Genomic DNA, 20,257 nt, shown 5'->3' on the forward strand with positions numbered 1-20,257 from the left:
GCCAGTGACCTACTCATTCCCATGGCTTGGAATATAGTTGTTCCAGCGTCCACGCAAAAGGAATTTCAACCCTTTTCCTTTGCAAAACCGACCCCGTCCGCTTATGAGGCATGCTTTGAAGAGATCAGGAGCAGGAAGACATGCGGCCATCCGGACGGAAGACAGACCAAATGCGCAAGGTAAGCTTCGAGCGCGGCTTCTCCAAGCACGCCGAAGGCTCCTGCCTGGTCAAGTTCGGCGACACCCATGTGCTTTGCACCGCAAGCGTCGAGGAAAAGCCGCCGGCATGGCTGCGCAACAGCGGCAAGGGCTGGGTGACCGCCGAATACGGCATGCTGCCGCGCTCGACCGGCGACCGCATGCGCCGCGAGGCGACATCCGGCAAGCAGGGCGGCCGCACGCAGGAGATCCAGCGTCTCATCGGCCGGTCGCTGCGCGCCGTGGTCAGCCTGGAATCGCTCGGCGAACGCCAGATCACGGTCGATTGCGATGTCATCCAGGCCGATGGCGGCACCCGCACGGCATCGATCACCGGCGGCTGGATCGCGCTTCACGATTGCCTGAAGTGGATGGAAGCCCGCAACATGCTGAAGGTCGAGAAGGTCCTGAAGGACCACGTCGCGGCCATTTCCTGCGGCATCTTCGCCAACCAGCCGGTTCTGGACCTCGATTATCTCGAAGACTCCTCGGCCGAGACGGATGCGAATTTCGTCATGACCGGCACCGGCGGCTTCGTGGAGATCCAGGGCACCGCGGAAGGCGCCCCGTTCAGCGAGGAAGAACTCCATACGCTGATGGGTCTCGCCAAGCAGGGCGTGTCCGAACTGGTCGAAATGCAGAAGCAGGCGATCGCCTGAGAGGGATGCCAGAGAAGGAAGATGGCAAAGGCGCCGGCACAAATCCTCGAATCCGCACTCTATGCTAGCGATCTCGATGCCGCCGAGCGCTTTTATGCCGATGTCCTGGGGCTGGAAAAGATCGCGCGGGCGGGCAACCGGCACGTCTTCTTCAAATGCGGTCCGGGCGTGCTGCTGATCTTCAACCCGGCCGAGACCATCATTCCCTACAAGGTCGGCCAGCTGCCGGTGCCGCCACATGGCGCGCATGGGCCTGGTCATCTCTGCTTCAAGGCCGAGGCCGATGAATTGGACGGTTGGCGCGACCGGCTGACGGCGGCGGGCGTCGAAATCGAATCCGACATGGAGTGGCCGCAGGGCGGGCGCTCGATCTATTTTCGCGATCCGGCGGGCAATTCGCTCGAATTCACCGAAGCTCGCATCTGGGGACTTTGAATGCGCAAGCTCGATACCAAGACGATCGTGGTTGCCAGCCACAATGCGGGCAAGATCAGTGAAATCCGCGACCTGATCGGGCCGCTGGGCTTCGAGGCGAAGTCGGCGGCCGACCTCAAATTCGCCGAACCGGACGAGACAGGTACGACCTACGAAGAGAATGCCCGGATCAAGGCGCTTGCTTCCGCAATGGCCTCGGGCCTACCCGCACTCTCTGACGATTCCGGGCTTGCGGTCGATGCGCTGGATGGCGCACCGGGCGTCTACACCGCCAATTGGGCGGAGCGCGAAGACGGCAGCCGCGATTTCAACATGGCCATGCAGAAGGTCGAGAAAGCGCTGGCCGAGAAGGGTGCGACCACGCCTGATAAGCGCACCGGGCGGTTCGTCAGCGTGCTTTGCCTCGCCTGGCCGGATGGCCATACCGAGATTTTCCGTGGCGAGGTGGAAGGCCATATCGTCTGGCCGCCGCGCGGCAATCTCGGCTTCGGCTATGATCCGGTATTTCAGCCGCTCGGCTACGAGCAGACGTTCGGCGAAATGCCAGCGGAGGCCAAGCATGGCTGGAAGCCGGGTGACGCGCAGGCGCTGTCGCATCGTGCCCGCGCCTTCAAGCTGTTCGTCGAAACCTGCCTGGAAGGCTGAACTTGATCAAGGACGCACCATTGCTGGCGGATTCGGGTGAGCCGGGCTTCGGCGTCTACGTCCATTGGCCGTTCTGTGCGGCCAAGTGTCCCTATTGCGATTTCAACAGCCATGTCCGCCACGTGGCCGTCGACCAGGATGCCTATGTGAAGGCGTTCCTCGCCGAGATGACCGCCATGCGGGCGATCTCGGGAAGCCGCACGGTCACCTCGATCTTCATGGGCGGCGGCACGCCATCCCTGATGAAGCCGGAGACAGTGGACGCGATCCTCAACGGCATCGCCAAGCATTGGCATGTGCCCGGCGGCATCGAGATCACCATGGAGGCCAATCCATCGAGCGTCGAGGCTGAGCGCTTCCGTGGTTATCGCGCCGCCGGCGTCAACCGCGTGTCGCTGGGCGTGCAGGCACTCAACGACCGCGACCTGAAATTCCTTGGGCGGCTGCACAATGTCGAGGACGCATTGCGCGCGGTGAAGCTGGCGCGCGAAATCTTCCCGCGCATGAGCTTCGACCTGATCTACGCCCGGCCCGGCCAGACCGGCGCCGAATGGACGCGAGAACTCAACGAGGCGATTTCCTACGCCGTCGATCACCTGTCGCTCTACCAGCTGACGATCGAGGAAGGCACGCCGTTCTTCGGCCTGCACAAGGCCGGCAAGATCATCATTCCCGATCAGGATGCCGCTGCCGAACTCTATGAAATCACCCAGTCCGTGACATCGGCAGCCGGCATGCCGGCCTATGAGGTTTCCAATCATGCCCAGCCGGGCGCCGAAAGCCGCCACAACCTCACCTATTGGCGCTATGGCGACTATGCCGGCATCGGCCCCGGTGCACATGGGCGGCTGACATCGGGCGGTCGCAAATTTGCCACGGCTACCCACCGCACGCCGGAGGAATGGCTGAAGCTCGTCAACGAGCAGGGCCATGGCATGGTCGATCGCGACGCGCTGGAAACCGCCGAACAGGCCGACGAGATGCTGCTGATGGGTCTGCGCCTGCGTGAAGGCCTCGATCTCGCGCGATGGTCGACGCTGTCCGGACGCGGCCTCGATCCCGAGCGGGAAGACTTCCTTCTTCAACACGGCTTCGTAGAGCGCATCGGTAATTCCCGCCTGCGCTGCACGCCGCAGGGCATGCTCATTCTCGATGCGGTCGTCGCCGATCTCGCTGCATGATCCTGCCACCGTCGTACTCAATTCGTTCTTTTTGCAAGATTTTTTGGCGCCGATGCTGACAGTGCTCTTGACCGTCGCGCAAGCTTGGGTGCATATGTATAGTCATTAGGTAGCGCCAGGACGATCTGCTCTCCGCGTTCAGAACCTGATTCTTATTATTCGGAATCACATGGCGACGATTCATTTCGATGAACCGAGCCCGTCCGTGAAGCGGAACAAGAAATCCCCTTTCTCGGTCGAATGGCCCACATTTCTCCTTGCACTCTTCATCTACTCGGCCTGGCTGGCGCTGACATATTTCTGGCAATCGGTGCCGACCGTCCTGCTGGTACTGGTCGGCGGCTGGCTCGTTGCTTGGCATGGCTCCCTCCAGCATGAAGTGTTGCATGGCCACCCCACGCGCAGCCGCAGGATCAACGACGCGATCGGCTCGGTTCCCCTCGGCCTCTGGCTGCCCTATCCGCTCTACAAGCGGGCGCATCTCAAGCATCACAATGACGAATGGCTGACGGACCCGATCGAGGATCCGGAATCCTACTATATGACCGGCCCGACCTGGCAGCGGCTTGGCGCCTTCGGGCGGCTTCTGACCAAGGTCAACAACACCCTGCCCGGCCGGTTGATCATCGGGCCTCCGGTGGCGGTCGCCGCCTTCTGGAGTCACGAGTTTTCAGCACTGTTGCGCGGCGATTTCCGCCATGTGCCCTGCTGGTCGGCGCATCTCGTCGGCGTTGCCGTCGTGCTCTACTGGGTTATGGCGGTCGCAGGCATGCCGTTCTGGGTCTACCTGCTGTGCTTTGCCTATGCGGGCCTGGCCTTTACCCGGCTGCGCTCGTTCGCCGAGCACAATTTCGCCGAGACGAAGGAAGAGCGCACGGCCATCGTCGAGAACACACCGGCCTTCGGCCTGCTGTTTCTCTACAACAACCTGCATATCGTGCACCATAGCAAGCCTGCGCTGCCGTGGTACAAAATCCCCGGCCTCTATCGGGCCAACCGCGACGCCTATGTCAAGCTGAACGGCGGGCTGGTCTATAACGGCTATTGGGATGTCGCGAAGCAATATTTCTTCCGCGTCCATCACAATCCGGTTCATCCGCATTATCCGGAAACCGTGGACGCGCAGGAAACGGTCTCGACCGTCCGGGCCGATCAGGCGACCTTCGGGTAGCCCAGACGGAGCGCTTCGTCGCGGAAGCGCTCCAATTCGGCATAGTCGGTGTCGTCGAGGAATTCGATGCCAGATATGCCGAGCACATCGACCGCATCCTTAAGCGCTGGATCGCTCAAGGCATCCGAGATCGCATCCCGCAATGCCACTACTTCTTCGTCGCTTGCATCGGAGCGCGTGATATAGGGCAGCCCCGGCCCCATCGGGGTCTCGGCCAATATCCTGACACCGGCGATTTTGTCTGGCGCATGCCTGGCATGCAGGCCCCAGGTGATGCTGTCGATGGCGGCAACATCCGCCCGGCCTTCGCGAACAGCGGCGATCGAGGCGAGATGCCCGCCTGTCACGACAACGTCGGAGAAAAACGGCTTTCCACCAGCAAGCGGTGCCACCGATATGCGCAACAGGTTCATGCCGGAATTCGAAAGCCAATCGTTGATGGCCGCGCGCTGTCCGCGCAGGTCTACGAGGCTTTGCGCCGGATTGTCTTCGCGTACCACGATGAAGCTTGCCCGTTTCGCGCCCTTGCCGCCGGGATAGGAAAACGCCGGCGTCGCCACCAGCCGGACCTTGCCCTTGAGCTCGCTGACATAGGGATAGCCGCAGGTCTGCGCCAGCGCGAGGTCCGGCAGAAGCCAGTAGCTATGATATTCGCCGCTGCGATCCAATACATCCGGTGCCGCAAAGCCCTTAGCGCGCAAACGATCCCGAACCGCGATCCAGAGCGCATCATTGGCGCTCTGGATCCGGACCGGCTGGTCATACATCATGAGACTTGCGACTGTCGTCATCCGTTACTCGTTGATCAGGCGCCTCAGCAGTTCAATCTCATGTGACAGCTTCTGGTCACCCGAAATCAGTTCCTCGATCTTGCGTACCGCGTGCAGAACCGTCGTGTGATCGCGTCCACCGAAGCGGCGGCCGATTTCCGGGAAAGAGCGCGGCGTCATGGTCTTGGAGAGATACATAGCGATTTGACGCGGCTTGACAATGACCCGGGTCCGGCGGTTGGAGACGAGCTCCTGTCGCGACACATTGTAATGCCGGGCGACGATGCGCTGGATATCCTCGATCCGCACCCGCTTGGGCTCGCCCGCGCCGACGAGGTGGGCGAGAAGCTCGTCCACGCGCTCGAGCGTCAGGTTGGGCTCGAAGGACAGCCGGAAGATCAGCTGATTGAACGCGCCTTCTAGCTCGCGGCCCGACGCCGTCACATTGGTGGCGACATGTTCGAGAATAGCTTCGGGGATATCGATGCTCGAGTCCTGCTGTCTTGCTTGGGCGAGACGGAGCTTGAGCATTTCGAGCCGCATGGCGAAATCAGGCGAGTCCATCTCGATATTGACGCCGCCCTGCAGGCGAGAGCGCACACGCGGGTCGAGCGATTCCAGTTCCCATGGCGCGCGGTCGGCGGCCACCACGACCTGCTTGGCGCTGTCGAGCAGCATGTTGAGCAGATGGCAGAACTCGTTCTGGATCATCTTGCCCTGCAGGAACTGCATGTCGTCGATGATCAGCACGTCGATATTGCGCAGCGATTCCTTGAGCGTCAGCGCGTCATTGTCGCGGATCGCGGTGGCGAAGCGCCACATGAAATATTCCGCCGTCAAATAGACGACGCGCGGGCTGCGCGGATTGGCGAGCGCCGCTGCGGCAATCGCCTGCAGCAGATGCGTCTTGCCGAGGCCGACGCTCGAATGGATGAAGAGCGGATTGAAACGCACGGCACCAGCACCTGATTCCGCTATGGTGCGCGAGGCGGCCAGCGCGACGCGATTGGAGGCGCCTTCGACAAAGCTCGAAAACGTATAGCGGCTGTCGAGCGGCGAGCCGAAAAGCGGCGTGTGATTGTGGACCTTCGGGCTTTCCTTCGGCGCAGCACTGGGCGCACTGAAAAACGGCGTCGCCTGCTTGCGAGACGGCTGGGAGATCTGCGTTTCAGGCAGAGGCAGCGCCTGCTCTTCCGGGCGTCCGGCCCGCGCCGCGCTGCGCACCAGAATCTCGACCTTGAGGATGCTGGAATCTTCTTCCTGGAGAAGCGATGTCATGAGGTCCAGGTATCTGTTGTTGATCCAGGACTTGAGGAAGGTCGTCGGCACGGTGAAGCGGATGACGCTCTTGGAAGCCGAATGAAGCTTCAGGCGGCCGAACCAGCTCGCATAGACGTCCGGCCCTACCTTGGCCTTGAGTTTTGCGCTGAATCGCTCAATCAAGGCCTCCTGTTTCATGCCTGCAATCCCCCCGTCGATTTCGGATGATTTTGTTATAGACAACGGCGCACTTTCCGCCGCGGAAAATACGCTCTTCTCCAGAATATTCATATGCATGTCGCCGCCTTCTACATGTCGAATTCGCCGAAGCCCGAATTGGCTCCGCTCGTGTCATTAGAAACCTGCACATCCACCCGCATCCATCCCCACGGAATTGCTGGCGGACCTCGTTGGCCGGTCCCAGGACGTCATGTCCATGTCATCCCCTCGGAACGTCTCGTCCGGCCCGATGCCGCACAGCCTCGTTCCGGACTTTTCCGGTTCGCCTTCTCCTTTCTCCGATCTTCCATTCACCACATTCGTGAGACGAATAAGCCGCCATCCGGGGAAACCATGGTTTCCCGGTTGTTCGCGAACGCCCGCCGGTCAAGGATGGATCGGAATGCCGTCATTCCGTCATGATCGGGTGGTTGAAATCAGTCACACGCCTTCCGTTTACCGGTTGGCACGCCCCCGTCTTTCAAGCCCGCTCTGGAAGTCATTTAGGCAAGTTCAGGGGCTCAAATCAACAGGGATTTTTACCTCCCGTTAAGAGAAAGGCATTGACATTTGAGACCCGTTTTTGGCGGCCCGAAAGCGGAAAAAAGAATCGCAAATGAATCAAAGGGATTCGGTTTTTGCCTGTGCTGAACACTCTGAATCAGCAGAAAATAAAAATTTCGCTTGACTGCTGATTGTGACGGCCTGCCGTAAGGTTAGTCGGCTAGAGAAAATAGAACCTCGGGCAAGCGATTGATTTATTTCAATTTATTTTGTCACACAATTGTCAGCGAAAGGGCCTGAAAGAGTCAACGATTTCAACCACTCGCCAGAAACGCGAAAAAGCCCGGCTACCAGCCAGGCTTCTTGAACTTCAGTCTTAGACCGGGAATCAGGCGCTGATTGCCTTCACGCGGGCTGCGAGACGCGAGACCTTGCGGGAAGCGGTATTGCGGTGAACGACGCCCTTGGTGGCGGCGCGCTGCAATTCCGGCTGAGCGGCCTTGAGCGCTGCTTCGGCGGCGGTCTTGTCGCCCGATGCGATCGCTTCTTCAACCTTGCGGATGAAGGTGCGGACGCGCGAACGGCGAGCCTTGTTGACTTCGGTACGGCGCTCGATCTTGCGGGTCGCCTTCTTCGCCGATTGGGTATTGGCCATTTCTGTCTCTCTCTAATCCATTCGATCCAACATGCCCCTTTCGCCGCGGCCCCGAAGGGGCGGCCTCATGCAAGGCGATGAGGGAGCATCAGAAAAGCCAGATACCGGGCTTTTCAATCTGTGGGGCGGCGTATAGCCCCAAAGTGCCTGCCCGTCAATGAGCGGCGGAAAAGATTCTGTGCCCCTTGCGGCGCTATCGGGCGCCCCAACAGGAAACAGTCCCGGCCCTCATTTCTGGCACACGGGGCAATAGAAAGTCGACCGGCCCGATTGAGTGATGCGATGGATGATTCCGTCGCAGCCTTCCGTGAGGCAGGGTTTGTCTTCGCGGTCATAGACGCGGAAGCGATGCTGGAAATAGCCGAGCGAGCCATCGGTCTGGATATGGTCCCTGAGCGAAGAGCCGCCCGCCTCGATCGCCTCCGATATCACGTCGCGGATGGCGCGTGTCAGATCCTCGAGCTGCCGAGATGGCTTTCCGGTCGGAGTGACCACCGACATCGCCGCGCGCGTCGGCTTGATGCGGGAGCGATAGAGCGCCTCGCAGACATAGATATTGCCCAGCCCGGCGATGACGGTCTGGTCGAGCAGGACCGACTTGATCGGCCCCTTCTTGGCCCTGAACCGTTCGGCCAGATATTGGGCCGAGAGATGGTTGCCCGTCGGCTCCGGGCCGAGCACCTTGAAAGCCGGATAGGTATCGATCGCCGATGTCTCGATCAGGTCCATGAAACCGAAGCGGCGCGGGTCATTATAGATGATCAGCGTATCGGGCTCGGCATCCCGGCTTATCCTCAGCACGACGTGATCATGCGCCTGGTCCTTGGAGCGTTCGCGGTGGAAGGCGCCGGGCTGCGATGCCTTCTCCAGTTCCTCGATGCGGAATGAACCCGACATGCCGAGATGAGCAATCAGGGACAGATCGCCCTCCAGATTGATGACGAGATACTTTGCGCGCCGCGACAGTTGCTCCACCTTGCGTCCTTCGACCCGGGCCTTGAACTTCTCCGGCAGGGGAAAACGAAGGTCTGCCCGATTGAGCGTCAGCTCCTTGATCCGCCGGCCCTCCATGAAGGGCGCCAGTCCGCGGCGGACGGTTTCCACTTCGGGCAATTCGGGCATGGAGAAATCCTGGTTGGAGGTCCGATGCTTATAGAATCCGGCCGCTGGCCGGGTCCAGCGGCAAATTCAGGCCCTGCGCGACACCTCGATGATCACATCGACCGCCGTCTTCGCATCGCCCTCTGTCATATCGAACTGCCCCGCCTGGAAACGAATGACGATCGCGCCATCGACCCGGGTCTGGGTGAGGTAGATGCGGCCATCGTCGTTGATCGCATTGACCAGCGCGAGATTGTGCGCATCCGGATCGCCCGCTCCCTTGTGGCGGAAAGAGAAGAGGGAGAGGAAGGGCTCCGTGACGATCTCGAAATCGGGCTCGGCGGCCAGACGCGCCGCAACCATTTCCGACCATTTGACATGATTGCGGATCATCGCCCGCAGGCCTTCCAGCCCATGGTAGCGCAACAGGAACCACAGTTTCAGCGCCCGGAAGCGGCGGCCGAGCGGCACCGACCATTCGGAATAGTTGATGATCCCATCATGGCCATGGGTCTTGAGAAATTCCGGGTGGATGGCGAGCGTCCGTACCAGTTCCTCCGGCTTGCGGATGAACTGCACCGAGCAATCGAAGCTCGCACCCAGCCACTTGTGCGGATTGAAGACGATGGAATCGGCGCCCTCGATGCCGTCCCAGAATACTCTGTATTCCGGGCAGATCATCGCCGAGCCGGCCCATGCCGCATCGACATGGAGATAGAGCCCGTGTTTCCGCGCAACAGCCGCGACCTCGGCGATATTATCGCAGGCGCCGACGCTCGTTCCGCCGACGCAGGCAATAATGCCGGCGGGCAACAGTCCCGCCTGCTGGTCTGCGATGATCGCCGTCTCCAGCGCGGCGACATCCATTCCCCGGCTTTTTCCCGTCACCGGAATGCGCACGAGGTTCCGCTCGCCGACACCGGATACCCAGATCGCGCGATCGATCGAGGTGTGGACTTGGCTCGAGGAATAGATGCGGATCTGGTCATTGCCCACCAGCCCCTCGACATTGCCCTTCCAGCCGAGCGCCTTCTCGCGCATGACAAGCACGGCGTTGAGCGTGGCCGAAGACGCCGAATCCTGGATGACGCCGGTGAAATCCGCGGGCAGGCCCAGCGCCTGCCGCAGCCAGTCCATCACCTTGGTTTCAAGTTCGGTTGCCGCCGGCGAGGTTTGCCACAGCATGCATTGGGCGGCCATCACGGTCACCAGATATTCGGCGACGACCGAGACCGGCGCGGCATTGGCCGGGAAATAGGCAAAGAAGCGTGGATGCTGCCAATGCGTCATGCCGGGCACGATGATCGCTTCAAAATCCGCGAAGATCGTCTCCATGTCATGGCCTGTCTCCGGCGCGTTGTCGGCGATCCGGGCCGCGATCTCGCCGGGTCCGGTCTGCGCCCGCACCGGCCGCTCACGCAATGTGTCACGGTATTCGACGCCCCATTCTGCAGCCTTCCGCGACCACGTGCCGAATTCCTTGGCGCGCATTTTCCATCCTCCGGTTTCGTGTGGAAGATCGGCATTGCCCGACAAATGTCAAGGATCGGCCAATCGGCCCCAAAAAAAGTCCGCTCGCACGCGCGGCGCCATGTATCCTACTGATATTCCACATGCTATGTGCGATTCTACCGTCCGTGGATTTGCGGCGGGTCAGGGGAACACCATGAAATTCAGAACTTTCGCAACAGCGGCAGCCGTAATGCTCGCCGGCCTTATATCAGTACAATCGGCGCTTGCCGCCGAAGTCACCTTCACGATGCGCAACAATCATCCAAATGCGCTCGAAGTCGAGCTCTACAGCCAGGATCGCAACCATGTCTGGCCGGGCGGCGGCGAAGTCTACGTCCTCGACGATGGCGACGCCAAGTCGATGGCGCTTTCCTGCAACGAAGGCGAGAAGATCTGCTATGGCGCCTGGATCAAGGGCGACCAGGAAACCTATTGGGGCGTTGGGCCAAGCAACGCACAGACCTGCACCGACTGCTGCTATACCTGCACGGGCGGTTCCACCGAGACGATCGATCTGGTCGAATAGCAGCCACGGTCAAAACCGCGATGGAAGCGCTTCTCGCTCGACGGGAGGCGCTTTTTCATTGGCTGCTGGAATGCGACAATGCCGAAGCGGCGCCTGCCGCAACATTCGATGTTGACCGAATACCAGCATGCACACTATTTAGAATAATTCTAAAATAGGTGACTGATGCTTTCGCGGTTTCTGCGCTACTCCAAACGGCCCCTGTCATCCCTGTCGGAACAGGAAACGCTGGCGCTCGCCATCTCGAATGAAGAGGACGACAGCCGGATTTACCTGAGCTATGCCGACGCCTTGAGGGACAGCTTTCCTCATTCCGCACGCGTCTTTGAAGAGATGGCAGCTGAAGAAAGCCAGCACCGCCAAATGCTGATCGACCTCCACCAGGAACGATTTGGCGAGCGTATCCCCCTGATCCGGCGGGAGCATGTCCGCGAATATCCGGACCGCAAACCCGACTGGCTGGTCGCCTCGCTGCCGATATCCGATGTCCGAAAACAGGCGGAGGCGATGGAGAAGTCGGCGCAGGAATTCTATCTGCGCGCTGCAACGCAGGTTCAGGACGCCCGGACGCGCCGACTGCTTGGCGATCTCGCCATGGCGGAAGAAGCACACGAGAGCCTGGCGCGACGGCTGGGCGATATTCATACGCCGGAAGACGTCCGGACGGAGGAAAACGAGACCGCCCGGCGGCAGTTCGTCCTGACCTGGGTACAACCCGGTCTGGCGGGCCTCATGGACGGGTCGGTTTCCACGCTGGCACCGATCTTCGCAGCGGCATTTGCGACGGGCGACACGATGCAGACTTTTCTTGTCGGGCTTTCCGCATCGATCGGGGCCGGCATCTCGATGGGATTTACGGAAGCGGCCCATGACGACGGGGTGATCTCGGGCAGAGGCTCGCCATGGAAGCGCGGACTGGCATCCGGGGTCATGACCGCGATCGGCGGGCTGGGACATGCCCTTCCCTATCTTATTCCGGATTTCAGGCTGGCAACGGGCTTGGCAATCGGCGTCGTGTTCGTCGAACTTTGGGCCATCACCTACATTCAGAACCGGTATATGGAGACACCGTTCTTCAGGGCGGCGCTTCAGGTCGTGGTCGGAGGTGCGCTCGTGCTCGCAGCCGGAATCCTGATCGGAAACGCTTGAGAGGCTGCGGCGGGCATGCCCTGCCGCACCTGTTACTTTTCGACGGCGCCAACCAGAACGTCGGAAGAATTCTCGATCTTCACCCAGCGGCCGGTATTATATTCCGCCTGGCGCTTCATGAAGCGGTAAGGCGTCTCCGACCACAGCCGGACGCGATCGTCGAGATTGTCGAGGATGTAGTCGCCATCCATCGTGCGGACTGTCAGTACCGCGTGACCTTCGCCATCGGGCTTGCGCACCACGGTGATCAGCAGGTTGGATACGGTGAAGCCCTTGGCCATCAATTCCCGGCGCTTTTCGAGAACGAAATCCTCGCAGTCGCCCACATCGGTCGGATAGGTCCAGACTTCGTCACGACCGAAGATGTCCTCATCGGTCATCGGCATGATCTTGCGGTTCACGCCGGAATTGATTTCCTTGATGACATTCCAGCCGAAATCCGTGACGCGCGCAGCGCCCGTATTCTCGGACACCACGGAACATTCGTCCTTGCGCGACTGGCAGAATTGATAATGACCGATAGGCTGCGAGGTCACGGCGCCCGTCTGCATGAAGCGAGAACCCGCCGCATCCGCATATGACCCTGAAAACGCACTCAACCCAAACGCCAACACCGCAAAAGCGGTCTTGCAGATACTTCCCGACATCAGTTCCGGTCCCCGCAATCCTTAACAAAGAGTTAAAGGGAATTCCGGCTGGAGTGTCAATCATTAAGCAGGGGTTAATACTCATCAATGAAAACTATGGTTAAGACCTGCGACGGAAATCAGGCATGTGCCACAATTGCCGTAACAGCAGCCTCGATGCGCTCGAGATCCTCAGGGCGCGACAGACGGTGGTCGCCATCGCGGACAAGCGTCAGGATCGCATCATCGCCGACGATTTTCTCCATGATTTTAAGAGCATGGCCATATGGCACATCAGGGTCCTTCATCCCCTGGAGAATATGGACGGGGCATCCCGTCACAATCAGGCCATTCATGACGAGATTGTGGCGGCCATCCTCGATCAGGCTTCGCGTATAGCGATTTGGCTCCGGCGAATAGTCCGATTTCTCCTCGAAATAGCCCTTCTCGGCGAGCGATTTGAGCTCTTTTTTAGTGAGGTGAGGCTCAATGAGCACATGCGTGAAGTCCGGAGCCGGGGCGATCAGGACCATTCCGGCAAGCCGGTCCGAATCACCTTGCTTCCTGAATTCCTCAACCACACGCAAGGCAACCCAGCCACCCATCGAGGACCCAACCAGGATCAGCCGTCCAGTCGCGAACCTGGCGATCACGGCAAGCGCCTCCTCGAGCCAGAGCGATATCGTCCCCTCGGTATAATGACCGCTCGACTGGCCGTGGCCGGAATAATCGAAGCGGACGAAGTTGACGCCGATCTTGTTCGCGACCGCTTCCAGCGCCACCGCCTTGGTGCCGCTCATGTCGGACCTGTAGCCGCCAAGCCAGACAACCGTCGTGTCGCTTTGCTGGTGCGGCCTGGTTGCAATGACGGCGATCCGCCTTATATGAGATGTCCGCCCGACCTCTATGAACGTGACGCCGTTTTCGCTGTTCTGCATCGACAAACTCCATCATGTCCAAGCCGGCAACCAGACGCAGATTCCCGTGATTTCCAGAGATGATTTCCCGGAAAAACCGTGCTAAATACACGGCCTTCTTGCGTCGGCGGTTGCTTTCGAGGGTCGCTGATGGCAGAAAGAGCCCGCAAAGTAAATAATTCAGGAGAATACGACCATTCGCAGACCCTTCAAGGCGGAAGGCCCCACCAAAGACGGCCCGCGCTCAAACCGGGAAATTCGAGTTCCACGTATCCAGCTGATTGGTGCCGACGGCGTCAACGTGGGTATCGTGAACACTGACGAGGCGCTCGCCATGGCTGAAGAGGCCGGCCTCGATCTCGTCGAGATTTCGCCGAACACCGAGCCGCCGGTATGCAAGATTCTCGACCTCGGCAAGCTGAAATACGCCACCCAGAAGAAAGCGGCCGAAGCCCGCAAGAAGCAGAAGATCATCGAGATCAAGGAGATCAAGATGCGTCCGAACATCGACACCCACGATTACGAGGTGAAGATGCGGGCGATGCAGCGCTTCTTCGACGAAGGCGACAAGGTCAAGGTGACGCTGAAGTTCCGCGGCCGTGAAATGGCCCATATGGAACTCGGCATGAAGCTCCTGCTTCAGGTCAAGGACGACACGCTGGCGATCGCCAAGGTGGAAGCCGAGCCGAAGCTCGAAGGCCGCCAGATGATGATGGTGCTCGCACCGAAATAAGAAAATTCGGCATTCGTCAGAATGCAGGCCGCCCGTGAGCCCCGCTCCGGGCGGTTTTTCTATTGCGTCCCCGTCTTCGGATAAATCCAGGCATAACTGAAATGATAGACGTCGCCCGGCTTGCCGTAGTGATAGGGCTCGGCGATGTCCTGCTCGGACGGCTCGACACGCCCCACCTCGGCTTGGGATGCGTGCCAGCGCCTGAGCGCTTCCGGCATTTCAGCAAATTCAGCGCCTTTGTCACGCCACACCAGCAGCACCGGATGGGTCGCATCGAACACGTAGTTCTTTTGAAAGCGCTCGTAGCCCGGGACCATGACCGGAATGCCGGGCGCGTTCAACCGCAGGTTTCCCGCCATCTGCATATCCGATGTCACGATCAGCGAGGGGCGGGCCTGGCGGGAGGCCAGAATACCCTCGATCGCCGGCTGGTAGGGCACGTTGAGCTTGGCGTAGCGGCCGAGATACTGCGCCGCCGGCACGCGCGCAAAGAGCGCGAGCGGTATCGCGATCATGATCAACACCGCGATCCATCCGAAACGCTTGGGCGCATTGCCGATGGTCTGGTTGAGCGCATCGAGTTTAAGGCTGAGATAGAGCGGCAGCATGAAGAAGAACGGCGTCAGCCAACGATCCTTGATCAGCGACGCCCCGCCGAAGACCACCAGCAGGATGAGCGCCACGATCAGGATCAGGAACATCCGTCCGACCAGCCGTGTCCACGGGCTGGACGCAGCCCACGATTCATGGAAGCGGCGGCCGAAGGAAATCCAGAACGCGATCACCGTCAGCGAGCCAAAGGCGATCAGCGCGACGGCGAGCGAGAAGAGCCCGCCGGTGATCTGCGAGGCGCGATCGGCGCTCGCATCCTGCGTGAGCTTGCCGAGCGTGCGGCCCGTCGCGACATCGACATTATCGAGAAACCACATCGCATGCGGTGTGACGATGGCAGCCGCCGCAATGATCGTCAGCAGCATGCGCCAGTTGATCAGCCGGCCGCGGAACTCAGCCTCGAACAGGATCGCGATGATGGCCGCAGCCGGCAGCAGCGCGAAATTGTACTTCGAGATCATGCCGATGCCTATGGCGATGCCAGTCAGCAGATAACTGAAGACATTGGGGCTCTTGAGCGCCCCGAACAGCGCATAGATAAAGAGGCAGGCGGCAAACAGCACCGCGACCGAATGCGTGAGGTCGCGCTGGGATTCGAAGACGATCTGCGGGATGGTCAGCATCCCCAGCACGGCGATGATCGCCAGCGCCTTGTTGCGGATCACCAGATGTGCCGCCGCCCCCACCAATCCATAGCAGCAGAAGAGCATCAGGTTCTTGAGCAGGCTGAGCGCCAGAACCGTGTCGCCCAGCACCTGTACCACGCCATATTGCAGCCAGTTGTAGAATGGCGGCTGGGTGTCGTAGCCGACCGCCAGCCATTGCGCGAGAAACAGCTGCTGGCCCTCATCGAGCTCGAGCGAATTGGGCAGCACCAGCCGCAGCGCGACATTGACGGCGAAATAAATTGCAAGCAGCAGATAGAGCGTGCCGCTATCGCGCATCATCCTCGCGATCATCAGTCGTCCCGATCATAAGTCTTGCGCACGACATAGTTGATGTCAGTGCTCTGCGTACGGGCCAGCATTTCGGCGAGGATGCCCGTTGTGATCATCTGCACCGAGGCGATGAACAGCATGACCGCCGTGATGAACATCGGCCGCGTACCGATATCCTGGCCGAGGATGAACTTCATCCAGGCAAGATAGACGAACATCAACCCGCTGATGCCGCCGAAGAACAGGCCGATCGAGCCGAAGAACTGCGCCGGCCGCTGGCGGAAGCGCATGAAGAACAGCACCGAGAGCAGGTCGAGAAACACCCGGAAGGTGCGCGAGATGCCGTATTTGGATTCGCCGAACTGGCGCGGATAGTGATTGACCACCATCTCGCCGATCCGTGAGGTCGGCACGACGCTGGCGATCCAGGCCGGGATGAAGCGATGCATGCCCCCGAGAATGCGGATCTGCTTCAAGATCTGCGTCCGGCATAGCTTCAGCCCGCAGCCGTAATCATGGATGTGCACGCCGGTGATCTTGCGGATCAGGCGGTTGGCGAAATAGGACGGGATCAGCCGCAGCCAAAGCCCATCCTGCCGCGACTTGCGCCAGCCGCAGAGCAGGTCGAGATCACGCTCTTCGAGCACGGCGATCATCTTCGGAATGTCATAGGGATCGTTCTGCAGGTCGCCGTCGAGCGTCACCAGCAGCCGTCCGCGCGCGGCATCGATACCCGCCTGCAGGCCCGCCGCCTTGCCGAAATTGCGCTGGAACTCGATGATGCGGAGATCGAGACCGGGCCGTTCATATTCCTTGCGGACATTGACGAGCGTGCCATCGGTCGATCCATCATCGACGATGACAAGTTCCCACGGCTTGCCGAAATCCTTCAAGGCGTCGCAGACACGTTCGAAAAGCGGCGCGATGCTCTCTTCTTCATTACAGACCGGAATGAGCACGGAAAGTTCGATTTCGCCCGCTACATCGGGGATCACCTCGAAGGCGGATTGGTTTTGCAGCACGTCGCGGCACTCCGGAATGGCTGGTTTTAGTCGGGCCTTCTGTTATAGCAGGCGCCGGATCAAAGCAATCGGGGCGGAAAACGCGATTGATGTATCGAGAAGGCGCCACCGTTCTGGCTCGGCGGAATCGACTTTGCACCCCCTTCTCCCCTTGGGGAGAAGTGCCGAGCGCATGCGAGGCGATGAGGGGTTCTCATTTGCTCATAAGGCGCTTCGCGCAACCCCTCATCCGGCCCTTCGGGCCACCTTCTCCCCAAGGGGAGAAGCGGGAGGCCGTTGTGGCGCCGAGTTCAAAATCTGCTGGGTCGTTGCTTTGACAGCGCGCGACTGGCTTCTCCACAACAAGATCACGCTTCTGACCGCGGCGCTGATCGCGCTTTATGCCGTTTTCATCGAATGGTTCTTCGGCTGGAGCACCATCCTCGCCGGATGGCAGGCAGTGGGCATCTGGACGATCCTGCTGGCGCTGGCGCTGCTGGTCGGCACCTATTTCATCCGCACCCACCGCATGCAGGATTACTTTCCGCGCGAGACGCGTGGAAAGTTCCTGGAACTCTTCCGCGTCACGCAGGTGCATAACCTGCTCAACATCATGCTGCCGTTCCGTGCCGGCGAGACAAGCTTCCCACTGTTGATGCGATCGGAGTTCGGCGTGCCGCTGGCGCATGGCACTTCGGCGCTGCTGGTGCTCCGGCTGCTCGACCTGCATGCGCTGCTGGCGGCGGCCGGGCTAGGACTGGTCGCGAGCGCCAGCCGGCCTTATCTTGCGGCCGGCCTCTGGGCGCTCTTTCTACTGCTGCCGCTCATACTCTTTCCCCTCAAGAACCGCCTGATCGCGACCATGCGCCGACGCCTGCCGGAGCGGCTTGCGACGCTGATGGACGAGATCGACGATGGCCTGCCGCGTACTGTCTCCGCCTTCACCCGTGCCTGGATGCTCACGGTGCTCAACTGGGGTGTCAAGGTGCTGGTGCTCGCCTGGGTGCTGGGGCTGATGGGCGTGCTGCCTGTCGCGGCGGCCTTCGGTGGCGCATTGGGCGGGGAGCTTTCCTCGGTACTGCCGGTCCATGCACCGGCGGGTGTCGGCACCTATCCGGCGGGCATCGGGGCGGGTGCGGCAGCGTTCGGTTCGGCCCGGGATGCAGCGACGTTGGAGGTGCTCGCGAAGGCGAGTATCAATACGCATCTTTTGATGATTGTGTCTGCGCTGGCGGGAACGGGGCTTTCGTTGGTCTTGCCGTCGATCTTTGGGGCAAGGCCAAGACCCCCCTCTGTCACTTCGTGACATCTCCCCCGCAAGTGGGGAGATTGTTTGGAGTATGAGGCGGCGCTCCCATCTGATCTCCCCCCTTGAGGGGGAGATGCCCGGCAGGGCAGAGGGGGGTGAAGCCACACCCTCCAGCACCCGCGAAAGAATCTCCACCCACCCCGTTGCGCTTTTTCCCGCCCAAGGTTATACACCGCCCGTCCGAACGGTCCGGCAGGGCATGCCGTGGCCGTTCTTTATGCTTGAAATGGGCTTCATCGGCTCGTTTCTCAAAAACCAGAACAATGGAGTAGCAAAATGCCCAAGATGAAGACGAAGTCGTCTGCCAAGAAGCGGTTCAAGATCACCGCCACCGGCAAGGTTCTGTCGGCAGCTGCCGGCAAGCGCCATGGAATGATCAAGCGCAGCAACAAGTTCATTCGCAACGCCCGCGGCACCATGGTTCTGGCTGAACCCGATGGCCGCAAGGTGATCAAGAATTACTTGCCCAACGGTCTCTGAGACCAGCGCATATTTGTTGTTTAAGGAGATCATGACATGTCACGTGTAAAAAGAGGCGTTACCTCGAGCGCCAAGCATAAGAAGGTTTTGAAGGCCGCCAAGGGCTTTTACGGCCGTCGCAAGAACACCATCCGCGCTGCAAAGGCTGCCGTCGATCGCTCGATGCAGTACGCAACGCGCGACCGCAAGGTCAAGAAGCGGAATTTCCGCGCCCTCTGGATCCAGCGCATCAATGCCGCCGTCCGCGAACATGGCCTTTCCTATGGCCGTTTCATCGACGGCCTGACCAAGGCCGGCATCGAAGTCGACCGCAAGGTGATGTCCGAAATGGCGATCAGCCAGCCGGAAGCCTTCGGTTCGCTCGTTGCTGCTTCGAAGAAGGCGCTGTCCTACCTCAAGGACGCAGGCACCACCAACGAGTTTGAAAGCGCGGTCAAGTAAGCCAGCGCTTCCCAAATTCTATTTTCATATTGGGAAACCCGCGCTGGCAGGGCTAGCGCGGGTTTTTTCTTGTCTAGACCCTACCTCATTCATCCTCTTCGCAAATTCATGAGCGAACCATGTCCGATCTCGACCAGTTGAAAACATCCATCCTCGCGGAAATCTCCGCAGCTTCCGACGAGGCGGCGATCGAAAATGTCCGCGTCAATGCTTTGGGCAAGAAGGGCTCGATCTCGGAGCTCCTCAAGACGCTCGGCAGCATGAGCGCGGAAGAGCGCCAGACGCGCGGTGCCGCGATCAACCAGCTCAAATCAGAGGTGACCGAGCAGATCGGCGCGGCAAAGTCGTCGCTCAAGGACAAGGCGATCAACGAACGCCTTGCCCGCGAGACGGTCGATGTGACGCTGCCTGTTCGCTCCTCGCCGGCAGAGCGCGGCAGCATCCACCCGATCACCCAGATCATAGATGAGATCACGGCGATCTTCGGCGACATGGGCTTCTCGATCGCCGAAGGTCCGGATATCGAGACCGACTATTACAACTTCACGGCGCTGAATTTCCCGCTCGGCCATCCGGCGCGCGAGATGCACGACACCTTTTTCCTGCCGCCGGACGCAAACGGCGAGCGCAAGGTGCTGCGCACGCATACGTCCCCGGTGCAGATCCGCACGATGGAGGCACAGCAGCCGCCGATCCGCATCATCATTCCCGGCAAGACCTATCGCCAGGATTCGGACGCCACCCATTCGCCGATGTTCCATCAGGTCGAGGGCCTCGTGATCGACAAGTCGGCCAATGTCGCCAACATGCGCTGGGTGCTGGAAGAGTTCTGCAAGGCCTTCTTCGAAGTGCCTTCGGTCAACATGCGCTTCCGGCCGTCCTTCTTCCCCTTCACCGAGCCCTCGGTCGAGGTCGATATCCAGTGCGACAGGTCGGGCGACGTCATCAAGTTCGGCGAAGGCACCGACTGGATGGAAATCCTCGGCTGCGGCATGGTCCACCCGAACGTGCTGCGCGCCGGCGGGCTCGATCCCGATGTCTACCAGGGCTTTGCCTGGGGCATGGGCCTAGACCGCATTGCCATGCTGAAATACGGCATGCCGGACTTGCGCGACTTCTTCAACGCCGACGTGCGCTGGATGAACCATTACGGCTTCCGCCCCCTCGACATGCCGACGCTGTTCGGCGGTTTGAGCGCGTGATCGGGCGAAGGAG

At 60.4% G+C, this 20,257-nt stretch carries 21 protein-coding genes; 12 read left to right on the top strand and 9 right to left on the bottom strand.

The annotated features are described in order from the left end of the window. Nucleotides 1-140: 140 nt before the first annotated feature. The 5 genes from rph (at nt 141) to ACSQ26_RS21680 (ending at nt 4,289) form a co-directional block, all read left to right on the top strand. On the top strand, nt 141-857 hold the full coding sequence (gene rph / locus ACSQ26_RS21660; RefSeq protein ID WP_436012535.1) for a ribonuclease PH: 717 nt from the start codon (nt 141-143) through the stop codon (nt 855-857). A 21-nt stretch (nt 858-878) separates the two neighbouring features. After that, a complete protein-coding gene (locus tag ACSQ26_RS21665; RefSeq protein WP_436012537.1) occupies nt 879-1,292 on the top strand; it encodes a VOC family protein in 414 nt (137 codons plus the stop codon). Continuing rightward, nucleotides 1,293-1,937: a non-canonical purine NTP pyrophosphatase gene (locus ACSQ26_RS21670; RefSeq protein ID WP_436012539.1), complete on the top strand. Its 645-nt coding sequence runs from the start codon at nt 1,293-1,295 to the stop codon at nt 1,935-1,937. After that, nucleotides 1,934-3,118, top strand: coding sequence for a radical SAM family heme chaperone HemW (gene hemW / locus ACSQ26_RS21675; protein WP_436015402.1), 1,185 nt, complete (start codon nt 1,934-1,936; stop codon nt 3,116-3,118). Before ACSQ26_RS21670 ends, hemW begins: the two co-directional genes overlap by 4 nt. 169 nt (nt 3,119-3,287) lie before the next feature. Next, the gene (locus ACSQ26_RS21680) at nt 3,288-4,289 is read left to right on the top strand and encodes a fatty acid desaturase (RefSeq protein WP_436012541.1); all 1,002 of its coding nucleotides are present in this window, start codon (nt 3,288-3,290) and stop codon (nt 4,287-4,289) included. Here ACSQ26_RS21680 and ACSQ26_RS21685 read toward each other — a convergent pair. From ACSQ26_RS21685 to ACSQ26_RS21705, 5 genes are all read right to left on the bottom strand, one after another. Next, on the bottom strand, nt 4,271-5,080 hold the full coding sequence (locus ACSQ26_RS21685) for a phosphate/phosphite/phosphonate ABC transporter substrate-binding protein (RefSeq protein WP_436012543.1): 810 nt from the start codon (nt 5,078-5,080) through the stop codon (nt 4,271-4,273). The genes ACSQ26_RS21680 and ACSQ26_RS21685 overlap by 19 nt on opposite strands. A 3-nt stretch (nt 5,081-5,083) precedes the next feature. Continuing rightward, complete coding sequence (gene dnaA / locus ACSQ26_RS21690) at nt 5,084-6,517, bottom strand: chromosomal replication initiator protein DnaA (RefSeq protein ID WP_436012545.1); 1,434 nt, start codon at nt 6,515-6,517, stop codon at nt 5,084-5,086. A gap of 913 nt (nt 6,518-7,430) precedes the next feature. Then, entirely contained in the window at nt 7,431-7,697 is a 267-nt protein-coding gene (gene rpsT / locus ACSQ26_RS21695; protein ID WP_258159830.1) for a 30S ribosomal protein S20, read from the bottom strand. A 228-nt stretch (nt 7,698-7,925) separates the two neighbouring features. Then, the gene (mutM, locus tag ACSQ26_RS21700) at nt 7,926-8,819 is read right to left on the bottom strand and encodes a bifunctional DNA-formamidopyrimidine glycosylase/DNA-(apurinic or apyrimidinic site) lyase (protein ID WP_436012547.1); all 894 of its coding nucleotides are present in this window, start codon (nt 8,817-8,819) and stop codon (nt 7,926-7,928) included. Nucleotides 8,820-8,885: 66 nt separating this feature from the next. Further along, the gene (locus ACSQ26_RS21705; protein WP_436012549.1) at nt 8,886-10,289 is read right to left on the bottom strand and encodes a pyridoxal phosphate-dependent decarboxylase family protein; all 1,404 of its coding nucleotides are present in this window, start codon (nt 10,287-10,289) and stop codon (nt 8,886-8,888) included. 175 nt (nt 10,290-10,464) lie between these two features. On the opposite strand from ACSQ26_RS21705, the gene ACSQ26_RS21710 reads away from it, so the two are divergent. Together ACSQ26_RS21710 and mbfA are read left to right on the top strand one after the other, a co-directional pair. After that, a complete protein-coding gene (locus ACSQ26_RS21710) occupies nt 10,465-10,836 on the top strand; it encodes a hypothetical protein (protein ID WP_436012551.1) in 372 nt (123 codons plus the stop codon). A gap of 165 nt (nt 10,837-11,001) precedes the next feature. Next, complete coding sequence (mbfA, locus tag ACSQ26_RS21715) at nt 11,002-11,985, top strand: iron exporter MbfA (RefSeq protein WP_436012553.1); 984 nt, start codon at nt 11,002-11,004, stop codon at nt 11,983-11,985. A gap of 32 nt (nt 11,986-12,017) precedes the next feature. Here mbfA and ACSQ26_RS21720 read toward each other — a convergent pair whose 3' ends face one another. Next, nucleotides 12,018-12,632, bottom strand: a complete 615-nt coding sequence (locus tag ACSQ26_RS21720) for a transglutaminase-like cysteine peptidase (protein ID WP_436012555.1) — start codon at nt 12,630-12,632, stop codon at nt 12,018-12,020. Between the two features lie 119 nt (nt 12,633-12,751). Continuing rightward, nucleotides 12,752-13,555, bottom strand: coding sequence for an alpha/beta hydrolase (locus ACSQ26_RS21725; RefSeq protein ID WP_436012557.1), 804 nt, complete (start codon nt 13,553-13,555; stop codon nt 12,752-12,754). Nucleotides 13,556-13,724: 169 nt separating this feature from the next. On the opposite strand from ACSQ26_RS21725, the gene infC reads away from it, so the two are divergent. Continuing rightward, entirely contained in the window at nt 13,725-14,261 is a 537-nt protein-coding gene (infC, locus tag ACSQ26_RS21730) for a translation initiation factor IF-3 (protein ID WP_436015404.1), read from the top strand. Nucleotides 14,262-14,320: 59 nt separating this feature from the next. Here infC and ACSQ26_RS21735 read toward each other — a convergent pair whose 3' ends face one another. Beyond that, nucleotides 14,321-15,832 carry an ArnT family glycosyltransferase gene (locus ACSQ26_RS21735; RefSeq protein ID WP_436012559.1) on the bottom strand — a complete coding sequence of 504 codons (1,512 nt, stop codon included), beginning with the start codon at nt 15,830-15,832 and terminating at the stop codon, nt 14,321-14,323. Then, the gene (locus ACSQ26_RS21740) at nt 15,832-16,830 is read right to left on the bottom strand and encodes a glycosyltransferase family 2 protein (RefSeq protein WP_436015406.1); all 999 of its coding nucleotides are present in this window, start codon (nt 16,828-16,830) and stop codon (nt 15,832-15,834) included. The genes ACSQ26_RS21735 and ACSQ26_RS21740 overlap by 1 nt, the downstream gene beginning before the upstream one ends. A gap of 316 nt (nt 16,831-17,146) precedes the next feature. Between ACSQ26_RS21740 and ACSQ26_RS21745 the strand changes: the two genes are divergently transcribed. The 4 genes from ACSQ26_RS21745 (at nt 17,147) to pheS (ending at nt 20,244) form a co-directional block, all read left to right on the top strand. Next, nucleotides 17,147-18,118 carry a lysylphosphatidylglycerol synthase domain-containing protein gene (locus ACSQ26_RS21745; protein ID WP_436012561.1) on the top strand — a complete coding sequence of 324 codons (972 nt, stop codon included), beginning with the start codon at nt 17,147-17,149 and terminating at the stop codon, nt 18,116-18,118. A 279-nt stretch (nt 18,119-18,397) separates the two neighbouring features. Beyond that, nucleotides 18,398-18,601, top strand: a complete 204-nt coding sequence (gene rpmI / locus ACSQ26_RS21750; RefSeq protein WP_258159822.1) for a 50S ribosomal protein L35 — start codon at nt 18,398-18,400, stop codon at nt 18,599-18,601. A gap of 36 nt (nt 18,602-18,637) precedes the next feature. Next, nucleotides 18,638-19,042: a 50S ribosomal protein L20 gene (gene rplT, locus ACSQ26_RS21755; RefSeq protein WP_258159821.1), complete on the top strand. Its 405-nt coding sequence runs from the start codon at nt 18,638-18,640 to the stop codon at nt 19,040-19,042. Nucleotides 19,043-19,161: 119 nt separating this feature from the next. Then, nucleotides 19,162-20,244, top strand: a complete 1,083-nt coding sequence (gene pheS / locus ACSQ26_RS21760; protein ID WP_436012564.1) for a phenylalanine--tRNA ligase subunit alpha — start codon at nt 19,162-19,164, stop codon at nt 20,242-20,244. The last annotated feature ends 13 nt before the right edge of the window (nt 20,245-20,257 follow it).

The organism is Rhizobium sp. LjRoot254 (assembly GCF_964254105.1).
In the GTDB taxonomy this organism is placed as follows: domain Bacteria; phylum Pseudomonadota; class Alphaproteobacteria; order Rhizobiales; family Rhizobiaceae; genus Rhizobium_E.

Excerpts from the sequence above, each read along its gene's own strand:
- rph (WP_436012535.1), top strand. The coding sequence starts at position 141 with ATGCGGCCATCCGGACGGAAGACAGACCAAATGCGCAAGGTAAGCTTC.
- ACSQ26_RS21665 (WP_436012537.1), top strand. The coding sequence starts at position 879 with ATGGCAAAGGCGCCGGCACAAATCCTCGAATCCGCACTCTATGCTAGC.
- ACSQ26_RS21670 (WP_436012539.1), top strand. The coding sequence starts at position 1,293 with ATGCGCAAGCTCGATACCAAGACGATCGTGGTTGCCAGCCACAATGCG.
- ACSQ26_RS21680 (WP_436012541.1), top strand. The coding sequence starts at position 3,288 with ATGGCGACGATTCATTTCGATGAACCGAGCCCGTCCGTGAAGCGGAAC.
- ACSQ26_RS21685 (WP_436012543.1), bottom strand. The coding sequence starts at position 5,080 with ATGACGACAGTCGCAAGTCTCATGATGTATGACCAGCCGGTCCGGATC.
- dnaA (WP_436012545.1), bottom strand. The coding sequence starts at position 6,517 with ATGAAACAGGAGGCCTTGATTGAGCGATTCAGCGCAAAACTCAAGGCC.
- rpsT (WP_258159830.1), bottom strand. The coding sequence starts at position 7,697 with ATGGCCAATACCCAATCGGCGAAGAAGGCGACCCGCAAGATCGAGCGC.
- mutM (WP_436012547.1), bottom strand. The coding sequence starts at position 8,819 with ATGCCCGAATTGCCCGAAGTGGAAACCGTCCGCCGCGGACTGGCGCCC.
- ACSQ26_RS21705 (WP_436012549.1), bottom strand. The coding sequence starts at position 10,289 with ATGCGCGCCAAGGAATTCGGCACGTGGTCGCGGAAGGCTGCAGAATGG.
- ACSQ26_RS21710 (WP_436012551.1), top strand. The coding sequence starts at position 10,465 with ATGAAATTCAGAACTTTCGCAACAGCGGCAGCCGTAATGCTCGCCGGC.
- mbfA (WP_436012553.1), top strand. The coding sequence starts at position 11,002 with ATGCTTTCGCGGTTTCTGCGCTACTCCAAACGGCCCCTGTCATCCCTG.
- ACSQ26_RS21720 (WP_436012555.1), bottom strand. The coding sequence starts at position 12,632 with ATGTCGGGAAGTATCTGCAAGACCGCTTTTGCGGTGTTGGCGTTTGGG.
- ACSQ26_RS21735 (WP_436012559.1), bottom strand. The coding sequence starts at position 15,832 with ATGATCGCGAGGATGATGCGCGATAGCGGCACGCTCTATCTGCTGCTT.
- rpmI (WP_258159822.1), top strand. The coding sequence starts at position 18,398 with ATGCCCAAGATGAAGACGAAGTCGTCTGCCAAGAAGCGGTTCAAGATC.
- rplT (WP_258159821.1), top strand. The coding sequence starts at position 18,638 with ATGTCACGTGTAAAAAGAGGCGTTACCTCGAGCGCCAAGCATAAGAAG.
- pheS (WP_436012564.1), top strand. The coding sequence starts at position 19,162 with ATGTCCGATCTCGACCAGTTGAAAACATCCATCCTCGCGGAAATCTCC.